We start from the raw sequence: 23,271 nt of genomic DNA on the forward strand, positions 1-23,271 counted from the left end.
GATGGTGTTCACAACGCGAGGGCTTCGGCTCTCGCGTTTCTGTCTGGGTGGGTTGGCCGAGGTGCGCGGTATTCTGGTTGGGATGAAAGATTTTTTTGTTGAAGATGCGGCGCGGTTCGATAACGCGACAGTGACGACTTACTTTGTTCTGACGTCGATGCAGGTGAGAGATAAGAAGCAGGGCGGGCAGTTCCTTGCGTTGACGGTGAGTGATAAGACGGGATCGCTTGAGGCGCGCATGTGGGACGATGTGACCGAGGCGATTGCGACCTGTGATGAAGGTTGCTACGTGAAGGTGCAGGGGGACATCTCCAAATATCAGGGGAAGTTTCAGATCACGTTGAAGAAGCTGCGGCTGGCGGCGGAGTCGGAGATTGATCCGAAGGATTTTCAGCCTTCGACGAAGTTCGATGTCGAGGAGATGTGGGGTGAGTTGCGTGGGTATGTCTCCGCATTCAAGAGCTCTGAGCTGCGGCGACTGGTGTTTGCGTTTCTCGATGATGAGCAGATTGGACCTGCGTTCAAAGCGGCTCCTGCGGCGAAGAGGCTGCATCATGCTTGGCTTGGTGGGCTGCTGGAGCATGTTTTGACGCTCGTGCGGGTGTGTGTGGCTACTGCTCCGTTTTATCCGGAGGTGGATGCGGATCTGCTGGTTACGGGGGCGATTTTGCATGATATCGGCAAGATTCGAGAGCTTTCATGGGGGTCCAGCTTCAGCTATACGCTCGAGGGGCAGATGATTGGGCATATCAGCATTGCGCAGGGGATGCTGCGGGAGAAGGTGCAGCAGTTGGCGCCGTTTCCGGAGAAGCTGCGGGTGCTGGTGGAACATATGATTTTGAGCCATCATGGGAAGTATGAGTTTGGCTCGCCGAAGCTGCCGATGACGCCGGAGGCTCTTCTTTTAAGTGCTTTGGATGATCTTGAGGCGAAGATGCAGGCGATGCGGAATGAGTTTGCAGCGGCGGTTGCTAGTGGGAAGAGTAGCGGCGAGGTGACCGATTGGGTGAGGAGTATGGATCGGCCGCTGCTTAATACGCAAGGGTATTTGAAGGACGAGTAGGTGGTTTTTTCGATTTGAATCGGAAAAATATGGAACGTGGTGGAGTGGTGTTTTTGCTGGGGTTTTGCGGATTTTGGGTGTTTTGGTGATGGTAAATCGTGGTGAGTTTGTGGTGAATTGCTGGTGAGAACGTGGTGTTTCGCCGTCATATTTTTGACCGCTAAAAATGCGCCACGATTTTGAAGTTTGTTTTTTGACTTAGCCCGTTTTGGATTAAGAGCTACGAAGAGATTGGGCTTATGGTTTATCGTGGGGCTATTTTGTCTCTCTGGTTTTGTCTAGTTCGTTGGGCGCCGGAATTCTTCGACGTGCGATTCGCCTTTGCGACCAAAGTAGATCACTTTTTTGCCGGTGAGGAAGGCCCAGTAGGCGATGATGCCTGCTGCGGCTGAGCGCTTCATGAACTCCGGGTAGCGGATTGTGTCCGACTGGGCTCCGCGAATGGCTGCGACGATGCCGGAAGCGGAGAACTGCTCCGCGATGGGTGAGAGTGGCAGGGTCGTTTTTTCGGCGTGGGTGGTGCCATCTGACATGTAGAAGGTCTCTGCGCCGGTGGCCAGGTCGCAGAGGTAGGACTCGACGCCGACCTCGGAGAGTCTGCGGACGACTTCGGGGAAGACGAGTTTGCCTGCCTGGGTTTCGGCGAGGACCTGATGAATTACGGTGGTATTCATGCGGTTCTCCTTTATTCGGTTGGGAGTTTGTGCAGGTCGTGCGCGTGTATAAGCTTTTTAAGGGTTGCGACGAGAGCTTCGCGCTCTCTTGCTGTCAGCGGATTGAAGAACTCCTGATCGTTGCTGTCGGCGATGGCTGCGAGCTTCGGAACTAGCCTTCGACCTGCGGGAGTGAGGGCGATGCGTTGGTAGCGGCGGTCGTCGTTGCCTTCTTTTCGTGAGACTAGTTTTTTGAGGACCAGTCGCTCTATCAGTTTTGAGATGGCGCCGCGGGTGAGTCCGGTCTGCTCTGCGAGTGCGCTGGGAGGGGTTTCGTCGGTGTCGTAGATGGTGCGGAGGACTACCCATTCGGCTGCCGTGACTCCGCTTTCGAGGAGTTTTCGGGCGAAGGCGTGGGAGACGTGGTTGGAGACGAAGCGCAGCCAGAATCCTGTGTGGCTTGTTAGCTCGCTTACAGATGGTTTTGCTGGCTGTTCTCTGTTCATAGAGAGAAGGTATATTGAATTAGTTTCCTAGTAAACTATTTCTGGTGAATCCTACTTGATTAAGAACAAGCAAGGGCAATTGCAGATCGCTCGGCATCAAAAGGACAAGCAAAGGCAGAGGCAACAGCAGATCCCCTTCGGGGATGACAACAAGAAAGGCAGAGGCAACGGCAAAGGCGAAATACGGGGATCCTTCGGCTCGTTGCTCACAAAGTACGTGAGCAATTTCGCTCAGGATGACGATTGTTTTAGAGGTGCGAGAGAGAACGGCAGAGACAACAGCAGATCCCCTTCGGGGATGACACCAAGAAAGGCAACGGCGACGGCAACAGCAAGGACAACAGCAACAGCAAGGACAACAGCAACAGCAAGGACAACCGCAACAACAAGGACAACAGCAGATACCCTTCGGGGATGACAACCAAAGGACAGGCAACGGCAACCGCAACCGCCGATGTCTACCGATAGGGCGAGTGTTTAGAACTTGTAGAGGGATTCTGCGTTTTTGTGGAGGACCATGTTGGCTAGTTCGGCGGCGCGGGTGGGGCTGATTTCGTTGTCGTGGAGCATGCCGGTCAGGGCCATGCCGAGAGAGTCGCGAATGTTTCGGTTGGCGATATAGGCGGCCTCTTCCCAACCCATTGAAGAGGAGTAGGGGTAGGCGTCGGTGGCGTAGAGGATTTTTTCCGGGTAGAGCTCTAGCCACTCACGTAGCCAGGCGGACATGGTGCGCGGGGGGATCATGAGGGATTGTTGGGAGAGATCGAGGTAGACGTTGGGTTTTTGCAAGAGTGCGCCGATCTCGTGGACGAAGGGCCATCCGCCGTGCAGGAGAACGAAGTTGGTTTTGCGCAGGCGTGGGTCGTTGAAGAGAGGTTCGAGCAGGAGGGGGTTGTCGCCGGCTATGGAGAAGTAACCTCCGCCGCCTGAGGTGGTGTGGAGGTGAACGGGTAGGTTGAGGCGGCCGCACTCGGCGGCGATGTAGCGAAAGAGGAAATCCTGCAGGCGCTTGTATTGGGCTTCATTTGGGTGTGGAGTGTGAAGGAGAGTTGCGTAGAGGTGCGCGGCTTCTGCTTGTGGGACGTCATCGAAGCCGAAGGAGCGCAGATAGGCGATCTCGAATTTTTCGGCTACGGCTCCGTTGGCTTTTTGTTGTTCGAGTATAGGAGTGACTACTTGTTTGAGGTAGGTGTTGAGCGTGGATGGGAGAGCTTTGAGGCCTGCCTGTTGGAGATACTGGGCGCGGAGCTTGTCTTCGAGGGGGAAGAACTGTTTGCGGTCGGGAGTGGCGGCGGCGAGGGCGGAGTTGTCGAGCGGGAAGAGGAGGGCGTCGACGTAGGGGACCCAGCGAAAGCGCGGTGGCTGAACGCCGATGCCCGTGGCTACGCGGTTGGCGAGCATGGTGGCGATGTTGGCCTTGTCGAGGATGTAGGTCGAGTAGTTGGTGGCTTTTTGTTGGCGGATCTTTTCTCGTGCAGCTTCGAGTTGCGTTAGACCTGCGGCGTCGAGAGGAGGCTGGCCGTTGAAGTTGAAAATGGCTTGCCAGGCGTCGTGGAGCGCGGGCAGGTTGGGGCGCATGCCGGCGGGGTCGGTATAGGGCTCCATGGTGTCGACGGGGAGCGCGTCGAAGTTGCGGTCGGTGGCGTAGGCGGGCGGGGACAGCATGGGATGGGCGTGGTTGTCGATGGCTGGGATGGCGGCGATCTGCGCGGCGATGGTGGGATCGATGGCGGGACTGCCGGATTGTGCGAAGGTCCGGCTAGAAGCGGCTAAGAACAGAGTCAGTATCGCGAGGAGAGTTCGTCGGCTGCGGCTCATAGAGTTGTGAGTTCGATTCTATGAGTAGGAGACAGTTTGCTGCTTCAATTCGATTCTCATGTTTCGCCCTGGCGGGCGGCGGTCACTTCGTGACGTGTATACCGGCTTCGCCCAGGGCCTCCCTCTGGTCGGTGGAGATATTTCTTCCTGTCACGCGGGAAGGCGCCCCGCTTTTGTAACGGGGCGCCCTCTTCCTTCGTTGCATCAGTTTCTAGTGGTGACCGGCGCTGCCGCCACCGTGATTGCCTCCGCCATTGCCGCCGCTGGGGTGACCACCGCCCTGATATCCGGCGCTGTGTTCGTTGGTGGGCTCGTGGCCGGCATTGCCTACGTGGCCTTGTGGGTCGTGCGCTTCATTACCCTGGAAGTGGTTGAAGGGCTGGGCACCGCGTTCCGGCATTGGACCTGCGTATCCGTGGCGAGGATCGTAGCGGTTGTCTACGTGCCCGTAGAAGCCGCCGTGGCCGTGGTACCAAGGGCCGGCGCCGATGAAGACTCCGCCGGTGAACCAGTCGGGGCCATAGTAGCCGTACGGGGCGCAGGGATATGGGGCGTAGTCAAAGTATCCGTAGGGGCATATGGGCGCAGCTCCGATGCTGATGGAGACCTGAGCGGGTGCTACGGAGACACTGCTCACCAGAGCAACTGTGAGGGCCGAGAGAGCCAGCGACTTGCATATAGACATATATTCTCCTGGATCAAGTAGTGGGATTCCTAAGGAGAACCGCTGGTTGTGTTTGAGGGCGCGATTTGGACTTGATCACGCTGGGACGAGCTGCTCGTAGACGGGGTAGTCGGTGTAGCCGCGGGCGTCGAAGGTGTAGAAGGTGTCGCGGTTGTAGGGTGTGAGCGGGAGATCTTGCTGGATGCGTTTTGGCAGATCGGGGTTGGAGACGAAGTGACGCCCGAAGGCTACGAGGTCTGCGTGTCCTGCGGCGACGATCTCTTCGGCGGAGTCGGGCTCGAAGCCTCCTGCGGCGATGATTTTGTTCTTGAAGATCTTTCGCAGTCGCATGGCGGCGGTGGGTTGCTGGCCTTCTTCGAGGACGATGTTGCCTTTGACGCGTGGCTCGATGATGTTGATGTAGGCGAGGTCGAAGCGGTTGAGCTGATCGACGAGGTAGCCGTAGAGCGCGTCGGGGTTGCTGTCATGCATACCGTTCCAGGTGCCGCCGGGTGCGATGCGGACGGCGGTGCGGTTGCCTCCCCAGACGGAGGTGACGGCTTCGAGGGCTTCGAGGAAGAAGCGGGAACGGTTTTCGATAGAGCCGCCGTAGGCGTCGGTGCGCTTGTTACTGCCGTCCTCTAAAAACTGGGCGAGGAGGTAGCCGTTTCCGCCGTGAAGTTCGACGCCGTCGAAGCCTGCGTCTTTGGCGTGCTGGGCGGCTTTGCGGTAGTCCTCGATGATGCCGGGGATTTCGTTGATGTCGAGGGCGCGGTGGGGTGAGGGTTTGACCCAGCCACTGGGCGCGGAGACGACGTGAGAGTCGTCGTCCCAGTAGGACGGATCGACCGAGGGGGCGACGGGAATGGTTCCGCTGGTTTCGACATTGGAGGAGCGGCCGGTGTGCCAGAGCTGGGCGAAGATGTGGCCGCCTTTGGCGCGGACGGCGGCGATGACTTTTTTCCAGGCTTCGACCTGCTCGTCGGAGTAGAGGCCGGGTGCACCGAACCAGCCGCGTGCGGTGGGAGAGATGGTGGTGGCTTCGGTGATGATGAGGCCGCCGTCGGAGGCGCGCTGGCCGTAGTATTCGGCCATGAGGGCGTTGGGGATGTCGCCGGGCTGGGTGGAGCGGGAGCGCGTGAGAGGCGCCATGACGACGCGATGTTTGAGCGAGAGCGGACCGAGCTGGACGGGAGTGAAGAGAGGTTTCTGGGTCTGAGCTGCCATGACGATCTCCTGTGGAGAGTGGTTGCTGGACTTCAGTGGAGTTACCGGGTGTATGGCTTAGAGGATGAGGGATGGCGATCGGACTCATTATGGCGGGGGAATTTTATGGAGTTGTAAAAAGCAGGTTTGGAGATTCGCGAGGGCCGTTGAGTGGAATCGCAGGGCAGAGCGGATGGTTGTTACAATTTAAGTTTGCCGCGCGGTATGTGAAGGGATTGATACGGGATGTTGCGATTTTCGACAGCGGGAGAGAGCCACGGGGAGAGCCTGGTGGCGATGGTGAGTGGGATGCCCGCGGGTGTGGTCGTGGAGCAGGAGTTTATCGATCGGGAGATGTGGCGGCGGCAGAAGGGATATGGCCGCGGTGGACGGATGCGGATCGAGCGCGACTCGGCGCATATTTTGAGCGGCGTGAGGCATGGAAAGACGATCGGGTCGCCGATTGCGATGGTGATTGCGAATAACGATTGGAAGAACTGGACGGACATTCTGCCGGTGGAGGCGGGGGATGCGACGAAACATAAGGCTGTCGCTTCGCCACGGCCGGGGCATGCGGATTTGGCGGGGAGTTTGAAGTATGACTTTCCGGATGCGCGGTATGTGCTGGAGCGGGCGAGTGCTCGTGAGAGTGCTGCGCGGGTGGCTGCGGGTGCGGTGGCGAAGATGCTGTTGCGTGCCTTGGGTGTCGAGGTTGCGAGTCATGTGATTCGCGTGGGGAAAGCAGAGCTTGGGCGGGCGGCGATATGGGAGGAGATTGCGGCGCTGCAGTTGAAGGATGAGGTTTTGTTGAACTGCGTGGATGCGGAGGCCGAGGCTGCGATGAAGGCTGAGGTGGATGCGGTGTTGCGGACTGGCGATACGGTGGGTGGAGTGTTTGAGGTGGTGGTGCATGGTCTGCCTCCGGGTGTGGGGACGCATGCGAATTGGGATGAGCGGATGGATGGGCTGCTGGCGCAGGCGGTGATGAGTCTGCAGGCGGTGAAGGCGGTGGAACTGGGCCGTGGGGTGACGGCGGCGGAGTCGGTGGGGTCGGCGGTGCATGATGCGATTGGGTATCAGGGTTCTGACAAGGCGTTTACTAAGTTTTCGCGGGAGCAGAATAATGCCGGTGGAGTTGAGGGTGGGATCTCGAATGGCGAAGATGTTGTGGTGCGTGGGTATTTGAAGCCGATTTCTACGCTGAGGCGGCCGCTGGGGTCGGTGAGTTTTGAGACGCGTGAGCCGGTGAAGGCAGCGTATGAGCGGAGCGATGTTTGTGTGGTTCCGGCGGCAGGTGTTGCGGCGGAGGCGATGGTTGCGCTGACAGTGGCGCGGCTGGTGGTGGAGAAGTTTGGTGGTGACTCGCTGCGTGAGATGCAGCGAAATTTCAATGGCTATTGTGAGCAGATTCGAGCGTATTGAGTGACGACTAAGGCGAGTGCGAAGGGCAAGATTCATGAGGTGGTGAAGTGGCCGGATCCGGTGCTGGCGAAGCGCGGGGAGACGGTGACGGTGTTTGACGCGAAGCTGAAGAAGCTGACCGACGAGATGTTCGAGTCGATGTATGCGGCGCAGGGGATTGGGCTGGCGGCGCCGCAGATTGCGATCTCGCAGCGGATCACGGTGATTGACGTGAGCTTCAAGAAGAATCCGGAGGAGAAGATTGTGCTGATCAATCCGGAGATTGTTGAGCGTGAAGGCAAGCAGGTGGAGGAAGAGGGGTGCCTGAGTCTGCCGGAGATTCGGGAGAAGGTTTCGCGCGCGGAGTGGGTGAAGGTGAAGGCGCAGGATGTGACGGGGGAGTGGTTCGAGATAGAAGGGACGGAGTTGCTGGCGAGGGCGATGCAGCATGAGATCGATCATCTGGATGGGGTGCTGTTTATCGATCGGCTGAGTCGGTTGAAGCGGGATTTGGTGATTCGGAAGATCAAGAAATTGATTAAGAATGGTGAGTGGTGAAGCACTGCTCCATGACGTAGCATTGCTCGAATGAGTGGAACTGTGAAGTTCGCGCTTCTTTGCGGCCTGGGCGGTGTAGCGGTACCCGTAGGCATAATGGCCTCCAATCCTCAAATCTCGACAAATGTGCTTCTCGCATTGTGGCCGACATCCATATTTGGGTTTGGTTTCAACGGGCCAACGTTCTCGCCCTTGGGGATCGTTATTGGGGCGATCGAATTAGGTGGAAATTTCCTTATTTACTCGTCGGCCGGTCTTTTGATTGCCGGAATAAGTCGGCGAATCTGGAGGAAAGAATGAAATTAGCTTTTTGTGGGACGCCGGAGTTCGCAGTACCTACGCTCGAGGCGGTGATTGCGGCGGGGCACGAGGTTGCACTTGTCGTGACTCAACCGGATCGTGCGGCGGGGCGCGGGCTGGAGGTGAATGTACCTCCGGTGAAAGAGGCAGCGCTGAAGCATGGATTGCGGGTGATGCAACCGGAGAAGGTTAAGAACAACGCGGAGTTGCGTGCGCAGCTGGAGGGTATCGCGCCGGATGCGATTCTTGTGGTGGCGTATGGGCGGATTATTCCGCAATGGATGCTGGAGTTGCCGCGGTTTGGAAATATCAATCTGCATGGGTCGCTGTTGCCAAAGTATCGTGGGGCTGCACCGATTCAGTGGGCGGTGGCTTGCGGCGAAGTGGTGACGGGTGTGACGACGATGCGGTTGGATGCGGGGCTCGACACGGGAGATATGTTGCTGGCGGCAGTGTGTCCGGTAGGGCAGGAGGAGACGGCCGTGGATGTGTATGGGTGTCTGGCTCCGTTGGGTGCGGAGTTGATGGTGGAGACGTTGAAGAGGCTGGAGGCTGGAACGATCTGTCCAGAAGTGCAGGATCATTCGCTGGCTACATTGGCTCCGATCTTGAAGCGGGAGGATGGGTTGATTGATTTTTCGCGGACGGCTCAGCAGATTTACGACCGATGGCGTGGGTTTCAGCCCTGGCCGGGGGCGCATACGACGTTGCGTGGGAAGAAGCTGATTGTGGCGAAGATGAGAGTTTGCAGTGGGCGCTCGGTTGCTCAAGGGGAGTTGTTGGTGGATGGTGAGCTGATGCTTGTTGGGTGCGGGGGCGGGACGGTGGCGGAGTTGCTTGAGGTGCAGATGGAAGGGAAGAAGCGGATGAGTGCGGCGGAGTTTTTGCGTGGGTATCAGGTGAAGAGTGGGGAACGGTTGGGACTATGAAGGACGATTCGAAGGTGGGAGTGGGAAAGCCGAAGCATTTGAAGCCTGGTGGTGCGAAGGTAGTTGCGGGTAAGGCTGGTGCGGTTCGTAAGAGGCCTGCGTCTGCGGGGCCTACGGCTTCGGTGGAGGCGGCAGTGGCGAAGATCACGCCTGCACGGCTGGCTGCTTTTGAGATCTTGAAGTTGGTTGGGGAGAACAAGGGTCATAGCGATGAGTTGTTGCACTCGGCGCGGGTGGATGGGCTGTCTCCGGAGGACCGGCACCTGACGACGGCGCTGGTGATGGGGGTGCTGCGTTGGCAGATTGCTCTGGATGCGCGGGTGCGTGGGTTGCTGCAGAGGCCGGAGCAGAGGCTGGCGGAGCCGGTTTCGATTGCGTTGCGGATGGGGGCGTTTCAATTGCTGCACCTGGAGAGGATTCCGGCGCATGCGGCGTTGAGTGAGAGTGTGGAGCTGTGTCGCGCGGCGGGGGAGCCACATGCGACGGGGATGGTGAATGCGGTGCTGCGGAAGTTAGCGGCGGCGCAGAAGCCGGGAGTGAGGATCCATGAGTCGGTGGCAGCGTTTGCGGAGAGGCTGGGGCATCCGCGATGGATTGTGGAGAGGTGGGTGGCGGCTTATGGACGTGATGTGGCGTTGAAGATCTGCGAGGCGGATCAGCAGGAGCCAGTGGAAGGGACGATGTTCGCCGAGCGGGGCGGGGATTGGCCGGTGATGGATGATGGGTCGCGGCTGGTGGGGGAGATTGCTGCGGCGGCGATGCCGGGGGCGAAGCGGGTTTGGGATTGCTGCGCTGCTCCGGGTGGAAAGACGCTGGTTTTGGCGAAGCGGCTGGGTGGCGCAGAGGTTGTCGCGAGTGATGTGAGCGCGAAGCGGCTGGCGCAGACTGAGGCGAGGCTGCGGCGGTATGCGTATGCGGAGAGGGTTGAGTTTGCGGTGGCGGATGCGGCGCAGGCTAAAGGTGTTGCTGGGGAGTTTGATTTGATTCTTTGCGATGTGCCTTGCTCAGGGACCGGGACGATGGCGGGGAATCCGGAGATTCGGCATCGATTGAAGGTGGAGGAGTTTGCTCGGCAGGCAGAGAGGCAGCGGGCGATCTTGACGGGTGCGCTGAAGAGGTTGGCGCCGGGGGGGCGGTTGGTTTATTCGACTTGCTCGCTGGAGGCAGAGGAATGTGAGGGCGTGGTCGATGCGGTTGTTGGTGCGGGCGGGGTGGTGCGAGTGCCGGTGGATGGGGTGATTGCGCAGCTTGCGGAGAATGGGGTGCTGAGTGGGGAGATGGGGTCGGCGGTGAGGGATGGGGCGCTTAGGACCCTGCCTGGGGTGCATGGGGGAGACGGTTTTTATGCGGTGATTTTGGAACGGGTGTGACTGATCGGTAGAGAGATGAGTGAAGGGCTAGCGGCAGGTTGCTCAGCTTTGCTTCGGAATAAAGACGAGAGGGCAGGCAGAGGCAACTGCAACAGCAGATCCCCTTCGGGGATGACAACCAGAACTGCAAAGGCAACAGCAAGAGCAAGTACAACAGGAACATCCGCCGATTAAAGTATTCGCTCTTGTAGAGAGTGTGTTGGGGTTTAGTCAGTGAGGGTGATGTGGACGGGGTCGCCTTTGACGACGCGATGGCCTGCGGGTGGAGTTTGGGCGATGACTGTGCCGATGGAGGAGATGGGGTGGGCGATGGGTTCGGTGAAGGATGGTGTGGTGGCGCTGGATGGGGATTGCGCGGAGAGGGGAGCGGCGGGTGGGGTTGAGCTGAGGTTGAGGTCTTCGGCGCTGGCGATGTGGAGACCGGAGGATGAGGCACGGGCAGCGGCTCCGGCGAGGGTGAGGCCGGCGAGGGAGGGCATGACGAAGGCCTGAGGGGAGCTGGTTTGTTCGGGGTCGCTGAGGAGCAGGCTGACGCGGGGGCGGTCGACTCCAACGGCGTTGGGAGCGGGAGTTTGGGCGATGACGACGCCGGGTTCGCCGGGGGCGGCGATGTGAGAGACGGTGCCGAGTTCGAGGCCTAAGCGGCGGATGTTGATGGTGGCGGTGCGCTCGGACTGGCCGATGAGGTCGGGGATGGCGACTTGTTGGGCGCCGAGGCTTTCGGTGATGCGGACGGGCCAGTCGCGGCGGACGGTGAGGCCAGGGCCGGGGGATTGGGCTAGGATACGGCCGGGTGGGGTGTTGGGAGAGTAAAAGCGGTTTTCGAGGGAGAGGACGAGGCCAAGGGCGCTGGTTTTTTTGCTGGCTTCGGAGATGGTGAGGTTGGTGAGATCGGGGACTTTGACCTCGTGGCCGTGGATGGCGAGACGCATGGTGATAAAGGCGGAGACGAGAGCTACGGTGAGCATCGCGAGTGCGCCCAGAACGATGTTGAAGAAGCGATTGATGCTTCGGGTGACTTTTCTGGGGAGTATGGGCCTCATGTGTTTTTCTGAGTATAGCGGAGGGGCGGGTGCGAGGTTGCCTTCTCTGCAGGAGGCCTGTCCTGCTGGACGGGCCTCCTGCGCTCAGTCACCCCACAAATGAAGACCTATTTGTGGGGACCCCGATTCGGCGGTCACTTCGTGACTTGTATACCTTTCTTTGCGAGAGCCGGCGTTTTGGTCCTCCCGTTGGTCGGCGTCAATATTTGAAGCGGTAACGGAGTTCGCCGAAGATTTCTCTTGGGTCGTTGAAGTGGAAGCCGCCGAAGGTGAGGCTGTTGTCGAGGAGAACTCGGCGGTTGGCTACGTTGGTGGCGGTGATGGAGGCGGTTAGTTTTTCGGTGAAGGTTTTACCGATGGAGAGATCGAAGGTGGTGTGCTGAGGCAGGTAGGGGTTGGGGTAGCGTGGGTCGGCTGGAGGGCCGTCGGGGTCGAAGCCGCCATTGGTGAAGCCGGAGCCGTAGTAGACGTTGGTGGAGGCGGTGGTGCGCCAGGGGAGCGTAGCGTTGAAGCCTACGTTGAGGGTGTTGCGCTGGTCGTGATCGACGGGGGTGTAGCCGGGGTCGACGTCGCACTCGGCTGAGGTGGGAGGCGAGCAGATGAGGCCGCCCGTGATGGCTCCGCGCTGCTCGGCGATCTGGTTGGAGTAGGCGAGGTGGAATTGGCCGAGGTTCCAGAGACGTGGGCTGCGGAGGGTCAGCTCCCAGGCGCGGATGAGGGCGCCGTCGATGGTGACGGGGAAGTAGATGCTGGAGTCGCCGATGTTGGAGTGGTCGAGGAAGTTGTTGATGCGGGTTTTGAAGGTGTCGGCGTCGAGGAGCCAGCCGCGGTAGGGGATCTGGACGCCGAACTGATGCTCTTCGTCGCGTTCGCCGTGGAGCGGGGCGAAGCTTGCGCCTGTGCTGAGGGCGAGGTTCTGGAGGCTGCAGGTTTCGTCGGCGATGGAGGCGGCGGTGCAGCCGAAGGTTAGGAGCGGCGGAGGCTGGTAGAAGCGACCGTAGAAGCCGCGGAAGACCCAGTTGAGTTTGGGGATGCGGAGAGCTACGCCGAAGCGTGGGTCAGTTTCGTTTTCGGTGAACTCACCTTGAAAGTGGGTTTGGCGCAGGCCGGCGATGAGGGTGAGCCAGTTGGTGGGTTTGTAGTTGTCGGAGATGAACTCCTCGATGACGCCGCCGGAGGCTGAGTCGGGCGTGAGGAAGGGTGCTGTGCCGCTGCCGTCGTTGAAGATCGCGCCGAAGAGGTAGTTGTCGTGCTGGCCGAAGGAGTAGAAGCCGGCCTGGACTGTGTTGCGGGCGATCTCGGTGGTGATGCTGGCTTGTGCTCCGGCGTAGGTGGAGCTGCGGTCGGAGGTGGTGGCTACGGGGATGTCGTTGGGGTTGGATTCGTAGTCGGCTCGGTTGTAGTGGAAGAAGGGTGAGACCTGGAGGACGGTGGCGGGGTTGAAGGTGTGAAGCCAGGAGAAGGCGGCGAGGGCGTCGGCTTCATGCTGGCCGTCGCGAAGGCCGCTGGACTGGAATTGCTGGTTGCCGGGGCTGTCGGGGTCGGGGTCGTAGGGGATCTGGAAGTAGTCGGCGCGGAGCTGGGTGATGAGGCGGAACTGGTCTTTCGGGGTGCGGTTGTAGAGGAGAGAGGCGAAGCCGCCGTAGCCGTTGGTGGCGTCGTGGATTACGACTCCTGTGGGTGGGGAGAGGCCGTAGTCGCTGCGGTTGCCGTTGAGGCTGGCGTAGTAGGCGAACTTTTCAGTGTGGTCGCCGAAGTTGAGTTGATCGTTGGTTTGGAGGAAGCTGCCTGCGCTGAGGACGAGCTCGGCCTGACGGTTGCGTTCGAAGCCAGTGCGGGGGACTACGTTGAAGACGCCGTAGGTGCGGTCGCCTACGTCGGAGGTGTAGCTGCCGCGTTGGATCTCGATGTAGTCGATGTCCTTGGGGTCGATCTGGGCGCCGAGGTTGCTACCGATGTTGGTGTTGGGAATCTGGACTCCGTCGAGGAGCCAGGACACCTGGTGGCCTCCGCGCATGTGGAGCATGTCGTGGGTGATGTAGGCGCCGGGGACGTAGTCGGTGATCATGGCGAGGGAGTTGGTGCGGTCGGCGCCGGGGGTTTGGGTGATGTCGTCGCGGCTGATGAGGGTGGTGGGGGTGACGGTGTTGATGTTGGCGGTGTTCGCGTCGGTAGTGACGTTAGTGGTTTGTTCGATGGTGCCGAGCTGGAGTTCGATGTGGAGGATTGGTGCGGTGTCGGAGGCTAGTGTAAGGGATTGTTTTGCTGTGTCGAAGCCGAGTTCAGAGATAGTGATGGTGTAGTCGCCGAGGGGGAGGGATGGGATGGTGAAGGAGCCGTCCTGTGCGGTGGTGGTGGATTTGGTGAAGGCGGAGTTGGTTGCGCGGAGTTCGATGTGTGCGTTGGCGATGGGGCGGTGCTGGGGGTCGTGGACGACGCCGTGGAGTTGGCTGAAGATGGTGGCTCGAGCCGTGACTACGGCGAGAGATGACAGGAGACAGAGTATAGCAAGCTTGCGCATGGAATTTTCCTCGTCAGCGGGCTGACGGAGCTGAGACTGCGGAACGGGACGGCAATGCGACGTGCTCTCGCGAATGGCGGGAGGTGTGTCGGCTGCTGGTCGGGTCGCTTAGAGGGAGAAGGAGGGAGGGCCGCGTTTTTGGCGGGAGCGATCGAAAGCTACGCGGGCGCGGGCTTCGGTCTGGGTTGTGACGGAGGGGTGGCTGACGATCTCTGCAAAGATGAGGGAGGCAGTGTGGGACGAGAGATCTCCGTGCTGAATCTGGGTGACGGCCGCTGGGTATGAAGGGCACTTTTGCGGGATCGTCGAGACGTTGTGACTCGAGCTGGAGGACTCTGTCTGGTCCATGTTCATCATGCAGTGATGTGCGCCGTTCCGTCTGCAACAGGCCGGTAGATTCGCTGCGGTGCTGGCTGTGAGAGCCAACAGCGGCGAGATCAGCGGTGCGCTGAAGAGGAGAAGTAGCGTGATACCGATTAGGCGTCGCACGGTTTCATTGTAGCGGAGGAGTGTCACGGAAGTGTCACGGTGCGCTTTGGTCGGGATACTGATCAATGAAAGGTCATCGATCCGGTATGCATCCGGCTCTCCGCCAGGTCGAGCTCTCGTTGCAGGGTGCGCAGGACTTCGTCGTCAATCTGGTCTTCATTGCGCAGCCGGATGAGCGCATCACGCTCTGCTTGCAGTGCAGCGAGAACGGCTTCGTTTCGCTGAGCGAGGTTCCTCCCTGTCGCGGTATGTTCCTGCTCCAGAGGAATGGTATCCAGACGGTGTTGATATTGATCGATCAACTCCCGAAAGATGGGGGAGGTGTCGCGATTCTTAGACCGTGCGCGATGCAGATGGATGATTGCCTCGGTGGCCAGGACACGTCGAGCTTCCTGCTCTTCCCGAGTTGAGTGCGAAGAGTCGGAGAGGCCCATGATCCGAATCAGCCAAGGGAGCGTAAGTCCCTGGATGATCAGAGTCGCGACGATGAGGCAGAACGCAAGATAGATGATCATGCTCCTTTGAGGGAAAGTCCTGCCTCCGGGGAGCATGTAAGGAAGAGACACCGCGGCGGCGAGAGAGAGTACGCCACGCATGCCTCCCCATCCGATGATGAAGACGCGTCGTGGTTGCGGTTTGTCTGGTTGAAGGTTTTGAACCCAGCGCTTTACGGCGTAGGCGAGATAGGTTTCGCCGAAGACCCAGGTCATGCGGAGTGCGATGATGGCTGCGGAGAATCCGATGCCGTACTCGAGCAACACGGTATGGCTGATGCCGACGATTTGTCCGACGACGTAAGGGAGTTGGAGTCCGATGAGAACGAAGACGATGCCGTTGAGGATGAAGGTGAGTGCGTCCCAGACTGCGGTGGCTTGCAGGCGTACCTGAGAGGACATGTACTCCGGGCTTTTGCGGCTCATGTACATGCTGCATGCGATGACGGCCATCACTCCGGAGACGTGGAGACGGGTTCCAAGGAGATAGGCGCCGTAGGAGGCGAGGATGCTGATGACGATCTCAATGGGACCGTCATCAACCCACCTTTCGAACCAAGCGATGACGGCTCCGATGGCCAAACCGACGGCTACGCCGCCGCAAGTAAGAAACACCAACTGGCCGATTCCTTCAATGAAGGAGGGCGTTCGTCCATTGAGCAGGATAGTCAGACCGAATTGCAGAGCGAGAAGGCCGGTGCCGTCGTTGACGAGACTCTCGGCTTCGAGGATATCGACGATACGCTGAGGGAGTCCGACTCTTCGCGCGATGGAGGTTGCTGCGATAGCGTCTGTAGCGGCAACCACGGCGCCGAGGAGGACACCTGATTTCCAATCGAATCCGGGGAGAAGAGAACCTGCGGCCCACGCGAGCCCGAAGATAGTGAAGAGAACAAGGCCGACGGCGAGCATGGCAATGCTGACGAAGTTGCGTTGGAACTCTCGCCAGGAGAGAGTCCATGCGGCCGAGTAAAGCAGTGGAGGAAGGAAGACGAGAAAGACCAGGTTTGGATCCAGGCCGATGCGCGGCATGCCGGGTATGAAGCTCAAGATGAGTCCAGCGACGACGAGCAGGATTGGATATGGCACTTTGAGCTGTCGGGCGAGGCCAGCGAACACCACCACGAAGACTAGGAGCAGGAGGAAAACACCCTCTTCGGCCTGTACTCCGGCACCCGTCATAGAGCGCAACCTCTGATCGGACGGTTGTGTTGCGGGGTACGCGCGCTGAGAGGGGCGGAGGGCATGGACGTATTATCTCGCGCGAACTCTGCTGGTGATGAATAAGTCGATGATGAGGGTTTTGATTGGCAGCGAGGGAAAGAGACTAGCGGCGGTTGTCGGTGGCGGGCTCGGGGTGGCTACGAGATCATCGACATATCGACTGCATCAGTCTGCGGATTGAACAAAAGAAGCTGCAGATTGATGCAGTATAGTTTGGCGTCTCGCTTTGAGAAGGCCTATGAGAGTGCGCGCTACGACGAGCGATAACAAGATGTCCAAAACCATGTGCATCGCATCGGGTGCGGGGTGGTTCGGAGACGATGGGAGGATCTTGTAGGTCCGCGAAAGGAATCTCTGGTTTTGGATTGCCCTCGCGTTCGCTCCGAAGATGTATCGGATCCACCAGCTTTGAACTTGCATTGCTAACCACACGATCTTGCCACACAGACATAACCAAATGAGCCACAGCCAACGTCTCCAATAAGCGAGTGCAAAGAGCAGGCCGGGCAGAAGCATCAGAGATGCGAAGGTGATCGCAGCGAGGGGTGCTTCTCCTGATTTGACGACGGTGATCAGCCGGTTCCCCGGCTGATCGTTCCATGCACCCAGGGGGAACCAGAGGATGAGCTGAAAATAAAATGCCAGGATCAATTGAGCTATCAACGCAGGTTTCAGATACTACATGGGAAGAGAGCGTAGCACAGGAGATTATTTGCTCAGAGTGTCTTAAGACCTTGCAGGGTTCTGATTTAGCGGCGATTGTCGGTGGCGGGCTCGGGGTGGATGAGGAGGCGGGAGACTTCGGGGCAGTCGATTTTGAAGGCGTTTTCGAGGGCGGTGATGATCTCGTGGACGCGTGACATGGGGAGATCGTCGGGGAGGGTGCAGTGGCAGTTGACCTGGATGCGGTCGGCTCCGTTGTTGTGGGCGCGGGTGACGAAGACTTCGTGAATGTCGAGGATCTCGGGGAAGGCCTGGGCGCAGCGGCGGAGACGGACTTCGAGTTGGCGGTCGCGTTCGGCTGAGGCGGGGCGCTCGATGGTGGCGGGCTCGCTTTCGATGTGGGTGAGGATGGTGGAGATCTCGGGTACTTCGCGGCGGATGTCGGATTCGAGTTGCGTGACGAGTGCGTGGGCAGCGCTGAGGGACATCTTCTCGTCGACTTCGAGGTGCTGCTCGACGTGAAGGGTGTGGTTGTACTCCTGGACGCTGACGTCGTGGATGGCGAGGTTGGAGCGGGAGGCGACGGCGCGAATGCGATCGTGGAGGCTTTCGGCGGTGTCGGCGGTGGGGATGGAGTGGACGACGACGTCGGCACCGGGAAGATGACGGCGGACGGCGGCAGTGGCGGCCATGGTGATCTGCTCGGAGCGTTGGAAGGTGAGATTGCGGGGCAGGCCGAGGGTTAGATCGGCGAAGTAGTTGGGGCCTGAGCGGCGGGTGCGGATGCGGTCGACGGAGAGGACACCGTCGATGGCGGCTACGTCGCGCATCATGTCGTCGGTCTGGGCGCGGGCTTCGATGGGGGTGGCGTCGGTGAGGGCGTCGATGGTGCGGCGGGCTAGGTTCCAGGTGACGTGGAGGATGATGCCGGCGACGATGATAGCGGCGATGGGGTCGGCTAGTTCGAGTTGAGAGATCTGATAACGCTCGCCGATGAAACTGGCGGCGAGGCCCACGAGGACGGCCATGGAGGACCAGATGTCGGTGCGGAAGTGGATGGCGTCGGCTTCGAGGGCTTCGCTTCTGGTTTCGGTGGCGATGCGGTGGAGCTTGCGGGATCGCGTGTAGTCGACGGTGATGGAGAGGAGCAGGACGAGGAAGGGCCAGATGGAGAATTTGAGTGCGAGATGTTCGCGATGGGCGATGCGGCGAATGGCTTCGGTGAGGATCCAGACACAGGAGCCGAGCATGAGAACGGATTCGATTGCGGCAGAGAGGCTTTCGATCTTGCCGTGACCGTAGGTGTGGTCGGCGTCTGCGGGGCGGTCGGAGACCTGGACGGAGAAGAGGGTGATGCCGGCGGCGATGAGATCGATGCCGGAGTGGGCGGCTTCGGAGAGCATGCCGAGGGAGCCGGTGAGGATGCCAGTGAGAAGTTTGAAGAGAGTTACGGCGAAGGCGGCGATGACGGAGAAGAGCGCGGCGGAGCGTTTCTCGCTGTGAGGGGTTGCGGCTTGTTCGGGCTGGGCCGTTGTACTCATCAGGAAGATGGTACAGGGTTTTGAAGGGGTCAGGTTTTGTGCTGGCGGCGACGTGTTTCGGCGCGTAGATAGAACATGATGGCGGCGCCGAGGAGCATGGGGAGGCTCATGAAGAGGAGGCCGCGCTGATAGTCGCCGGTGAGGTCTTTTGCGAAGCCGACGAAGTAGGGTCCGAGGAAGCCTCCGATCATGCCGATCATGTTCATCGTTGCGATGCCTGCGGCGGCTGATCGCCCTTGAAAGAAGCTTCCGGGGAGGGACCAGAGGGGTCCTTGCATGGCGTTGTAGGCGATGATGATCGTGCCAATGGAGGCTACGACGCTGATTGGGTTTGTCGACAGACTGCAGGCGAGGAAGCCGGCGGAGATGAGAAACGCCCATGGGATGACGTGCATGTAGCGCGGGTAGTTGCTCTCGGGGGTGCGGCGTTGGACGCGGTCGGAGTAGATAGCGTTGAGCAGCATGGCGGCTGCGCCGAGCAGACTGAGTGCGGCGATGATGTAGCCGACTTTTGAGGTGTTGAGGTGCGTAGCGCGCTGAATGATGTCGGGAGCGACGTAGGTGTAGGCGTAGGAGGAGCCGAGCATCAACAACATGAAGATGCCGACCTGCCAGACGCGCGGGTCGAGAAGGGCGGCGCCGAGAGCGTGGCTGTTCTCGCCGACGAGTGATGGGTCGTTGCGGACGTGATGGGTGATCCAGGTGCGCTCGTCTTCGGTGAGCCACGTGGCTTGCTGGGGGCCGTCGGGGAGGAGGAACAGGAAGACTATGCCGAGGAGAATCGCGGGGATACCTTCGACGAGGAAGAGCCATTGCCAGCCGCGAAGGCCGAGGTGGCCATCGAGGTTAAGGAGTGGGCCTGCGATGAGGCCGGTGACGACGGAGCTGAGCGGGAGCGAGATGTAAAAGCGGCTGATGGCGCGGGCGCGGAGCTCCTGCGGGAACCATTGCGTGAGGTAGAAGATGACGCCGGGGAAGAATCCGGCTTCGGCGACGCCGAGGAAGAAGCGCGCGGTGTAGAACTGCCATGGGGTGCGGACGAAGAGCATGGCGATGGCGATGATTCCCCAGGTGACCATGATGCGGGAGAGCCAGCGGCGGGCTCCGAAGCGATAGAGCAGGAGGTTTGAGGGGATTTCGCAGGCGGCGTAGCTGAGGAAGAAGAGGCCTGCGCCGAATCCGTAGACGGTGGCGCTGAAGTGGAGGTCGCGGTTCATCTGGAGTGAGGCGAAGCTGATGTTGACGCGGTCGATGTAGGCTGCGCCGTAGCCGAGGGCGATGAGAGGGATCAGGCGTCGGGTCGCTTTGCGCATGGCGGATGCGCCGATGGTTGCGTCATCTGAGACTGGAGGCCCGTCAAGAATGGGGAGCGGAGTAGAGGCCATTGGATTTCCATCTCATCGGGTGGTGGTATGTGCGGTTCAGGGCTGGGGAACTGAGGGGAATATACCACTGGAGGTGGCTTGAGAGTGCGGGTCTTGTTGTATCGTCGGCTGATTGGATAAAGGTTCTGGAGGGTTTCGATGGTGATGAAAGCTCGAAGTGTTCTTGCTGCGATTGTGCTGGCGCTGATGCTTTTCGTAGCCGTCGGTAGCTCAAGCGGTCAACAGGGAGCGCTGAGTGCTGATCAGGGGCAGGTTGTCGATACGGTGAAGGCTATCTTCGCAGCGGCTGCTTTGGATGATCTTGCGAAGTTTCATGCGGTGGTTGCGCCTGGGTTTTACCTCTACGATGCGGGGGCGCGATTCGATGGGGACGCGATCATGACGTTGATCAAGGGAGAACATGCGAAGGGGAGGCGGTATGAGTGGAACGTTACGGAGCCCGACGTGCACGTTATTGGCGACACGGCTTGGATCGCTTACGTGAATAGAGGAGGCGTTACGGATGCTTCTGGGACGGTGCCGCAGGAGTGGCTTGAGTCGGCGTTTCTTGAGAGGCGGGGCGGGGTTTGGAAGATTGTGTTCATGCATAGTACCCGCGTGCCTGCGGCTCCGCCGGCTTCGACTGTGTCGATGCGATAGTTCGTCAGGGTTTGGTGGCGTGGTAGAGGCCGGCGGTGCCGAAGGTGTAACTGGTCCAGGTGGCGTTGGTGAAGCCGGCGGCTTTGATGAGCTGGAGCATCCGTGGCGGGCGGGGGAAGCGTTCAACCGACGCGGGAAGGTAGCTGTAGGCGGCGGGTTTGCCGGAGATGAGGCCGCCAAGGCGAGGGAGGATGGATTTGAAGTAGAGATTGTAGAGTGCGCCGGTGAGGCCTTCGGGCTGGTTGGCTTCGAGGATGCCGAGTTGGCCGCCAGGGCGAAGGATGCGGTGGAGTTCGGTGAGGCCCGCTTCGTAGTTGGAGAGATTGCGGAAACCGAAGGCGGAGGTGACGAGATCGATGGAGGCGTCGGCGATGGGGAGGTGGAGGGCGTCGGCTTCGATCGGGACGATGTTGTGAGGGGCGAACTTTTCTGCGCCGCGGGAGAGCATCTGGTGGGAGAAGTCTACGGCGAGGATGGGGGCGGCTTCGGAGGTGTGGGGGCGGTGTTGGTAGAGCGCCATGGTCATGTCGCCTGTGCCGCAGCAGAGGTCGAGAGCGACGGCTTCGGGATGTTGCAGGATTGGGCGGAAGAGTTTGGCTGTGCGGTTCCACCAGTAGCGGTCGATGCCGACGGAGAGGAGGTGGTTGGCGCGGTCGTAGGTGGGGGCGATGGTGTCGAACATCTGCTGGACGGAGGTGGCGGCGGCTTGCTCGGTGGTGATGCCGGCGGGGCGAGCTCCGGTGGAGCGCTCGTGTTCGGGTTTTAACGGAGTGATGGATGCCATTATTTCATCAGAAGGCTATGACTCTAGTGATTGAAGACTATGGTTAGTCAGTGAGTTTTGACCCTGCGTTATATTGGGTCTTGTAATCGCTCGCTGGCAACTGTGCGTTGAAAGATAAGCCTGAAGGGCTGACCTTGAGTCCATGTCCCCTCAATTTCGTTACCGTCTTTACTTAGTGTCCCAATATATGAACTATGAGTAGATTTCACTGTGAACTTAAGAACATTATCGTTGAAGCTAACTTTGCTGATTTGTATTCCGTTAAAGCCTTGATTTAGGCCGTTAAGTGAACCTTCGATTCTCGTATACGTCGTGGTATTTAGATGGAGAGCGAGTTCCAACTGTTTGCCATTTTCATCTAGCTTACCCTTCCAGTCGCCGCCTATGGGAATGGGTGATAGCACTCTGTTTGACTCACTTAGCCGCCTGAACTTTAAGTTCAAGCGTTTGCCTTCTATCCAAATCCCACTGATTTCAGTGCCATCTTCATTCATCTTTCCTTCATAGGAACCCTTTACCTGAGAGACGGATAATTTGAGGGTCGTGCCGTCAAAGGTGATGGTGTCTACCGGAATCCCTGGCGAGTCCTGATCAAGGCTGTCGATCGTTGCCTCAAGGGTGCCGCTTGGCGATGAGTTGATATGGAGAACGAGACGTAGTTTTGTGCCGTCGACCTTGAAAGCTCCTTGCCAATCGCCTGCGACGGAACTTTGCGCCTCTGCTGTCAACGACCCTAAACAGATGACAGCCAGAATTAGTAGCAAGAGTACTGATTTACTGGTGTGCATTTACGAATCTCAGGGGTGCGTCAACCACTTTGCGCATCAATATGAGCATGTGGTTGGTGGCGGCTAAGAGTTCGGGCTCGGTTACGTTGCGGACGATTTGTACTTTGCCGATGGCGGTGGGGAGGATGAAGGAGCGGATGCCGCTGCGGTTTTTCTTGTCGCGGGAGGTGAGAGCTACTAGTTTTTCGGCGGTGGCTTTGAAGGTGGGGAGCGGGCCGTAGCGGAGGATGAGTTTGGTGATGCGCTCGGCTTCTTTGGGCTTGATGGTTTTGCGTGCGATGGCTACGTTGAGCGCGGCGATTGAGCCCCAGGCTACGGCTTCTCCGTGGAGGAGCTGCTGGTAGTTGGTGGCGGCTTCGATGGCGTGGCCGATGGTATGGCCGAAGTTCAGGATCATGCGGAGGCCGGACTCTTTTTCGTCTTTGCTGACGACGTCGGCTTTGACGCGGACTGAGGCGGCTACTACTTTCGTCAGAGCTTTGGTGTCGGCGTTTTTCTTTGTGTTGAGGATGGCTGCGGCGTTCTGTTCCATGTAGCGGAAGAGCTTGGCGTCGTAGATGATTCCGGCTTTGATGGACTCCTGCAGGCCGGCGCGGAGCTCGGCTGGGGGAAGGGTGCGGAGGAGGTCGGTGTCGGCGAGTACGGCTTGCGGGTGGTGAAAGCTGCCGATGAGGTTTTTCCCTGCGGCGAGGTTGACGCCGGTTTTGCCGCCGATGGAGGAGTCGACTTGCGCTAGTAGCGTGGTGGGGATTTGGACGTAGCGGATGCCGCGCATGTAGATGGCGGCGAGGAAGCCGGTGATGTCGCCGATGACGCCGCCACCGAAGGCGAGAAGGAGAGAGTCGCGGTCGGCCCCGGCGGTGGCGAGTTGCTGGGCGAGGGATTCGACGCTCGACATGCGCTTGTAGCGCTCGCCCGCGGGGTGGAAGAGGACTGTTGGAGGGTCTTTGAATGAGGCTAGGAAGGGTTTCGACCAGAGGGCCCAGATGTTGGGAGAGGTGACGATGAAGGGTCGGAAGGGTTTGCCGGGGTTGAGCTTTGTCAGGCGCGGATGGAGGGTGCGGAGTAGGCCGGAGGCGATGGTGACGTCGTATTTTGCGGAGGGCGTGTTGACTGGGATGACGGGCACAGTGTCTTCATCGTACCGCAGGTGCTTTGGTGTGCGTGTCCTGCCGGACGGGCCCGCTGCGCGCGGGGCGGGCGTTCGCACGCCTCTTTAACTTGTGTTAGGC

At 59.5% G+C, this 23,271-nt stretch carries 20 protein-coding genes; 6 read left to right on the plus strand and 14 right to left on the minus strand.

Translation table 11 applies throughout. From position 1 onward, the window contains the following. The first annotated feature begins 1 nt into the window (after position 1). Positions 2-1,063: a 3'-5' exoribonuclease YhaM family protein gene (locus HDF14_RS10300; protein WP_313899536.1), complete on the plus strand. Its 1,062-nt coding sequence runs from the start codon at positions 2-4 to the stop codon at positions 1,061-1,063. A gap of 278 nt (positions 1,064-1,341) precedes the next feature. Here the strand turns inward: HDF14_RS10300 and HDF14_RS10305 are convergent, their stop codons facing one another. The 5 genes from HDF14_RS10305 to HDF14_RS10325 all read right to left on the minus strand — a co-directional run bounded on the left by HDF14_RS10305 (position 1,342) and on the right by HDF14_RS10325 (position 5,931). Then, complete coding sequence (locus tag HDF14_RS10305; RefSeq protein WP_183976139.1) at positions 1,342-1,737, minus strand: DUF1398 family protein; 396 nt, start codon at positions 1,735-1,737, stop codon at positions 1,342-1,344. Between the two features lie 11 nt (positions 1,738-1,748). Next, positions 1,749-2,222, minus strand: coding sequence for a MarR family winged helix-turn-helix transcriptional regulator (locus HDF14_RS10310; RefSeq protein WP_183976141.1), 474 nt, complete (start codon positions 2,220-2,222; stop codon positions 1,749-1,751). Between the two features lie 477 nt (positions 2,223-2,699). After that, the gene (locus HDF14_RS10315; RefSeq protein WP_183976143.1) at positions 2,700-4,040 is read right to left on the minus strand and encodes an amidohydrolase family protein; all 1,341 of its coding nucleotides are present in this window, start codon (positions 4,038-4,040) and stop codon (positions 2,700-2,702) included. 211 nt (positions 4,041-4,251) lie between these two features. After that, positions 4,252-4,725 (minus strand): hypothetical protein, encoded by a 474-nt coding sequence (locus tag HDF14_RS10320; RefSeq protein WP_183976145.1) that lies wholly within the window; start codon positions 4,723-4,725, stop codon positions 4,252-4,254. A gap of 75 nt (positions 4,726-4,800) precedes the next feature. Next, the gene (locus HDF14_RS10325; protein WP_183976147.1) at positions 4,801-5,931 is read right to left on the minus strand and encodes an alkene reductase; all 1,131 of its coding nucleotides are present in this window, start codon (positions 5,929-5,931) and stop codon (positions 4,801-4,803) included. Between the two features lie 225 nt (positions 5,932-6,156). On the opposite strand from HDF14_RS10325, the gene aroC reads away from it, so the two are divergent. The 4 genes from aroC to HDF14_RS10345 all read left to right on the plus strand — a co-directional run bounded on the left by aroC (position 6,157) and on the right by HDF14_RS10345 (position 10,468). After that, positions 6,157-7,332, plus strand: a complete 1,176-nt coding sequence (aroC, locus tag HDF14_RS10330; RefSeq protein WP_183976155.1) for a chorismate synthase — start codon at positions 6,157-6,159, stop codon at positions 7,330-7,332. Next, positions 7,333-7,869, plus strand: coding sequence for a peptide deformylase (def, locus tag HDF14_RS10335; protein ID WP_183976157.1), 537 nt, complete (start codon positions 7,333-7,335; stop codon positions 7,867-7,869). Positions 7,870-8,165: 296 nt separating this feature from the next. Continuing rightward, entirely contained in the window at positions 8,166-9,098 is a 933-nt protein-coding gene (fmt, locus tag HDF14_RS10340; protein ID WP_183976159.1) for a methionyl-tRNA formyltransferase, read from the plus strand. Next, entirely contained in the window at positions 9,095-10,468 is a 1,374-nt protein-coding gene (locus HDF14_RS10345) for a transcription antitermination factor NusB (protein WP_183976162.1), read from the plus strand. Before fmt ends, HDF14_RS10345 begins: the two co-directional genes overlap by 4 nt. Positions 10,469-10,674: 206 nt before the next feature. On the opposite strand, the gene HDF14_RS10350 is transcribed toward HDF14_RS10345, so the two are convergent. From HDF14_RS10350 to HDF14_RS10375, 6 genes are all read right to left on the minus strand, one after another. Next, a complete protein-coding gene (locus HDF14_RS10350) occupies positions 10,675-11,511 on the minus strand; it encodes a PASTA domain-containing protein (RefSeq protein WP_183976163.1) in 837 nt (278 codons plus the stop codon). Positions 11,512-11,710: 199 nt separating this feature from the next. Continuing rightward, positions 11,711-14,032 (minus strand): TonB-dependent receptor, encoded by a 2,322-nt coding sequence (locus HDF14_RS10355; protein ID WP_183976165.1) that lies wholly within the window; start codon positions 14,030-14,032, stop codon positions 11,711-11,713. A 108-nt stretch (positions 14,033-14,140) separates the two neighbouring features. Next, a complete protein-coding gene (locus HDF14_RS10360) occupies positions 14,141-14,521 on the minus strand; it encodes a hypothetical protein (RefSeq protein WP_183976167.1) in 381 nt (126 codons plus the stop codon). Positions 14,522-14,583: 62 nt separating this feature from the next. Then, positions 14,584-16,197 carry a Na+/H+ antiporter gene (locus tag HDF14_RS10365; protein ID WP_183976169.1) on the minus strand — a complete coding sequence of 538 codons (1,614 nt, stop codon included), beginning with the start codon at positions 16,195-16,197 and terminating at the stop codon, positions 14,584-14,586. Between the two features lie 791 nt (positions 16,198-16,988). Beyond that, positions 16,989-18,443 carry a cation diffusion facilitator family transporter gene (locus HDF14_RS10370; protein ID WP_183976171.1) on the minus strand — a complete coding sequence of 485 codons (1,455 nt, stop codon included), beginning with the start codon at positions 18,441-18,443 and terminating at the stop codon, positions 16,989-16,991. Positions 18,444-18,472: 29 nt separating this feature from the next. Beyond that, complete coding sequence (locus HDF14_RS10375; protein WP_183976173.1) at positions 18,473-19,828, minus strand: MFS transporter; 1,356 nt, start codon at positions 19,826-19,828, stop codon at positions 18,473-18,475. Between the two features lie 144 nt (positions 19,829-19,972). Between HDF14_RS10375 and HDF14_RS10380 the strand changes: the two genes are divergently transcribed. Then, on the plus strand, positions 19,973-20,467 hold the full coding sequence (locus tag HDF14_RS10380; RefSeq protein WP_183976175.1) for a nuclear transport factor 2 family protein: 495 nt from the start codon (positions 19,973-19,975) through the stop codon (positions 20,465-20,467). Positions 20,468-20,471: 4 nt separating this feature from the next. On the opposite strand, the gene ubiE is transcribed toward HDF14_RS10380, so the two are convergent. From ubiE to aroB, 3 genes are all read right to left on the minus strand, one after another. Beyond that, positions 20,472-21,251, minus strand: a complete 780-nt coding sequence (gene ubiE, locus HDF14_RS10385; protein ID WP_183976177.1) for a bifunctional demethylmenaquinone methyltransferase/2-methoxy-6-polyprenyl-1,4-benzoquinol methylase UbiE — start codon at positions 21,249-21,251, stop codon at positions 20,472-20,474. A gap of 68 nt (positions 21,252-21,319) precedes the next feature. Then, on the minus strand, positions 21,320-22,039 hold the full coding sequence (locus HDF14_RS10390; RefSeq protein ID WP_183976179.1) for a hypothetical protein: 720 nt from the start codon (positions 22,037-22,039) through the stop codon (positions 21,320-21,322). Next, positions 22,026-23,168, minus strand: a complete 1,143-nt coding sequence (gene aroB / locus HDF14_RS10395) for a 3-dehydroquinate synthase (RefSeq protein WP_183976181.1) — start codon at positions 23,166-23,168, stop codon at positions 22,026-22,028. The genes HDF14_RS10390 and aroB overlap by 14 nt, the downstream gene beginning before the upstream one ends. Positions 23,169-23,271 lie beyond the last annotated feature (103 nt).

The sequence above is a fragment of the Tunturiibacter gelidiferens genome (assembly GCF_014201335.1).
Classification (GTDB): Bacteria; Acidobacteriota; Terriglobia; order Terriglobales; family Acidobacteriaceae; genus Edaphobacter; species Edaphobacter lichenicola_E.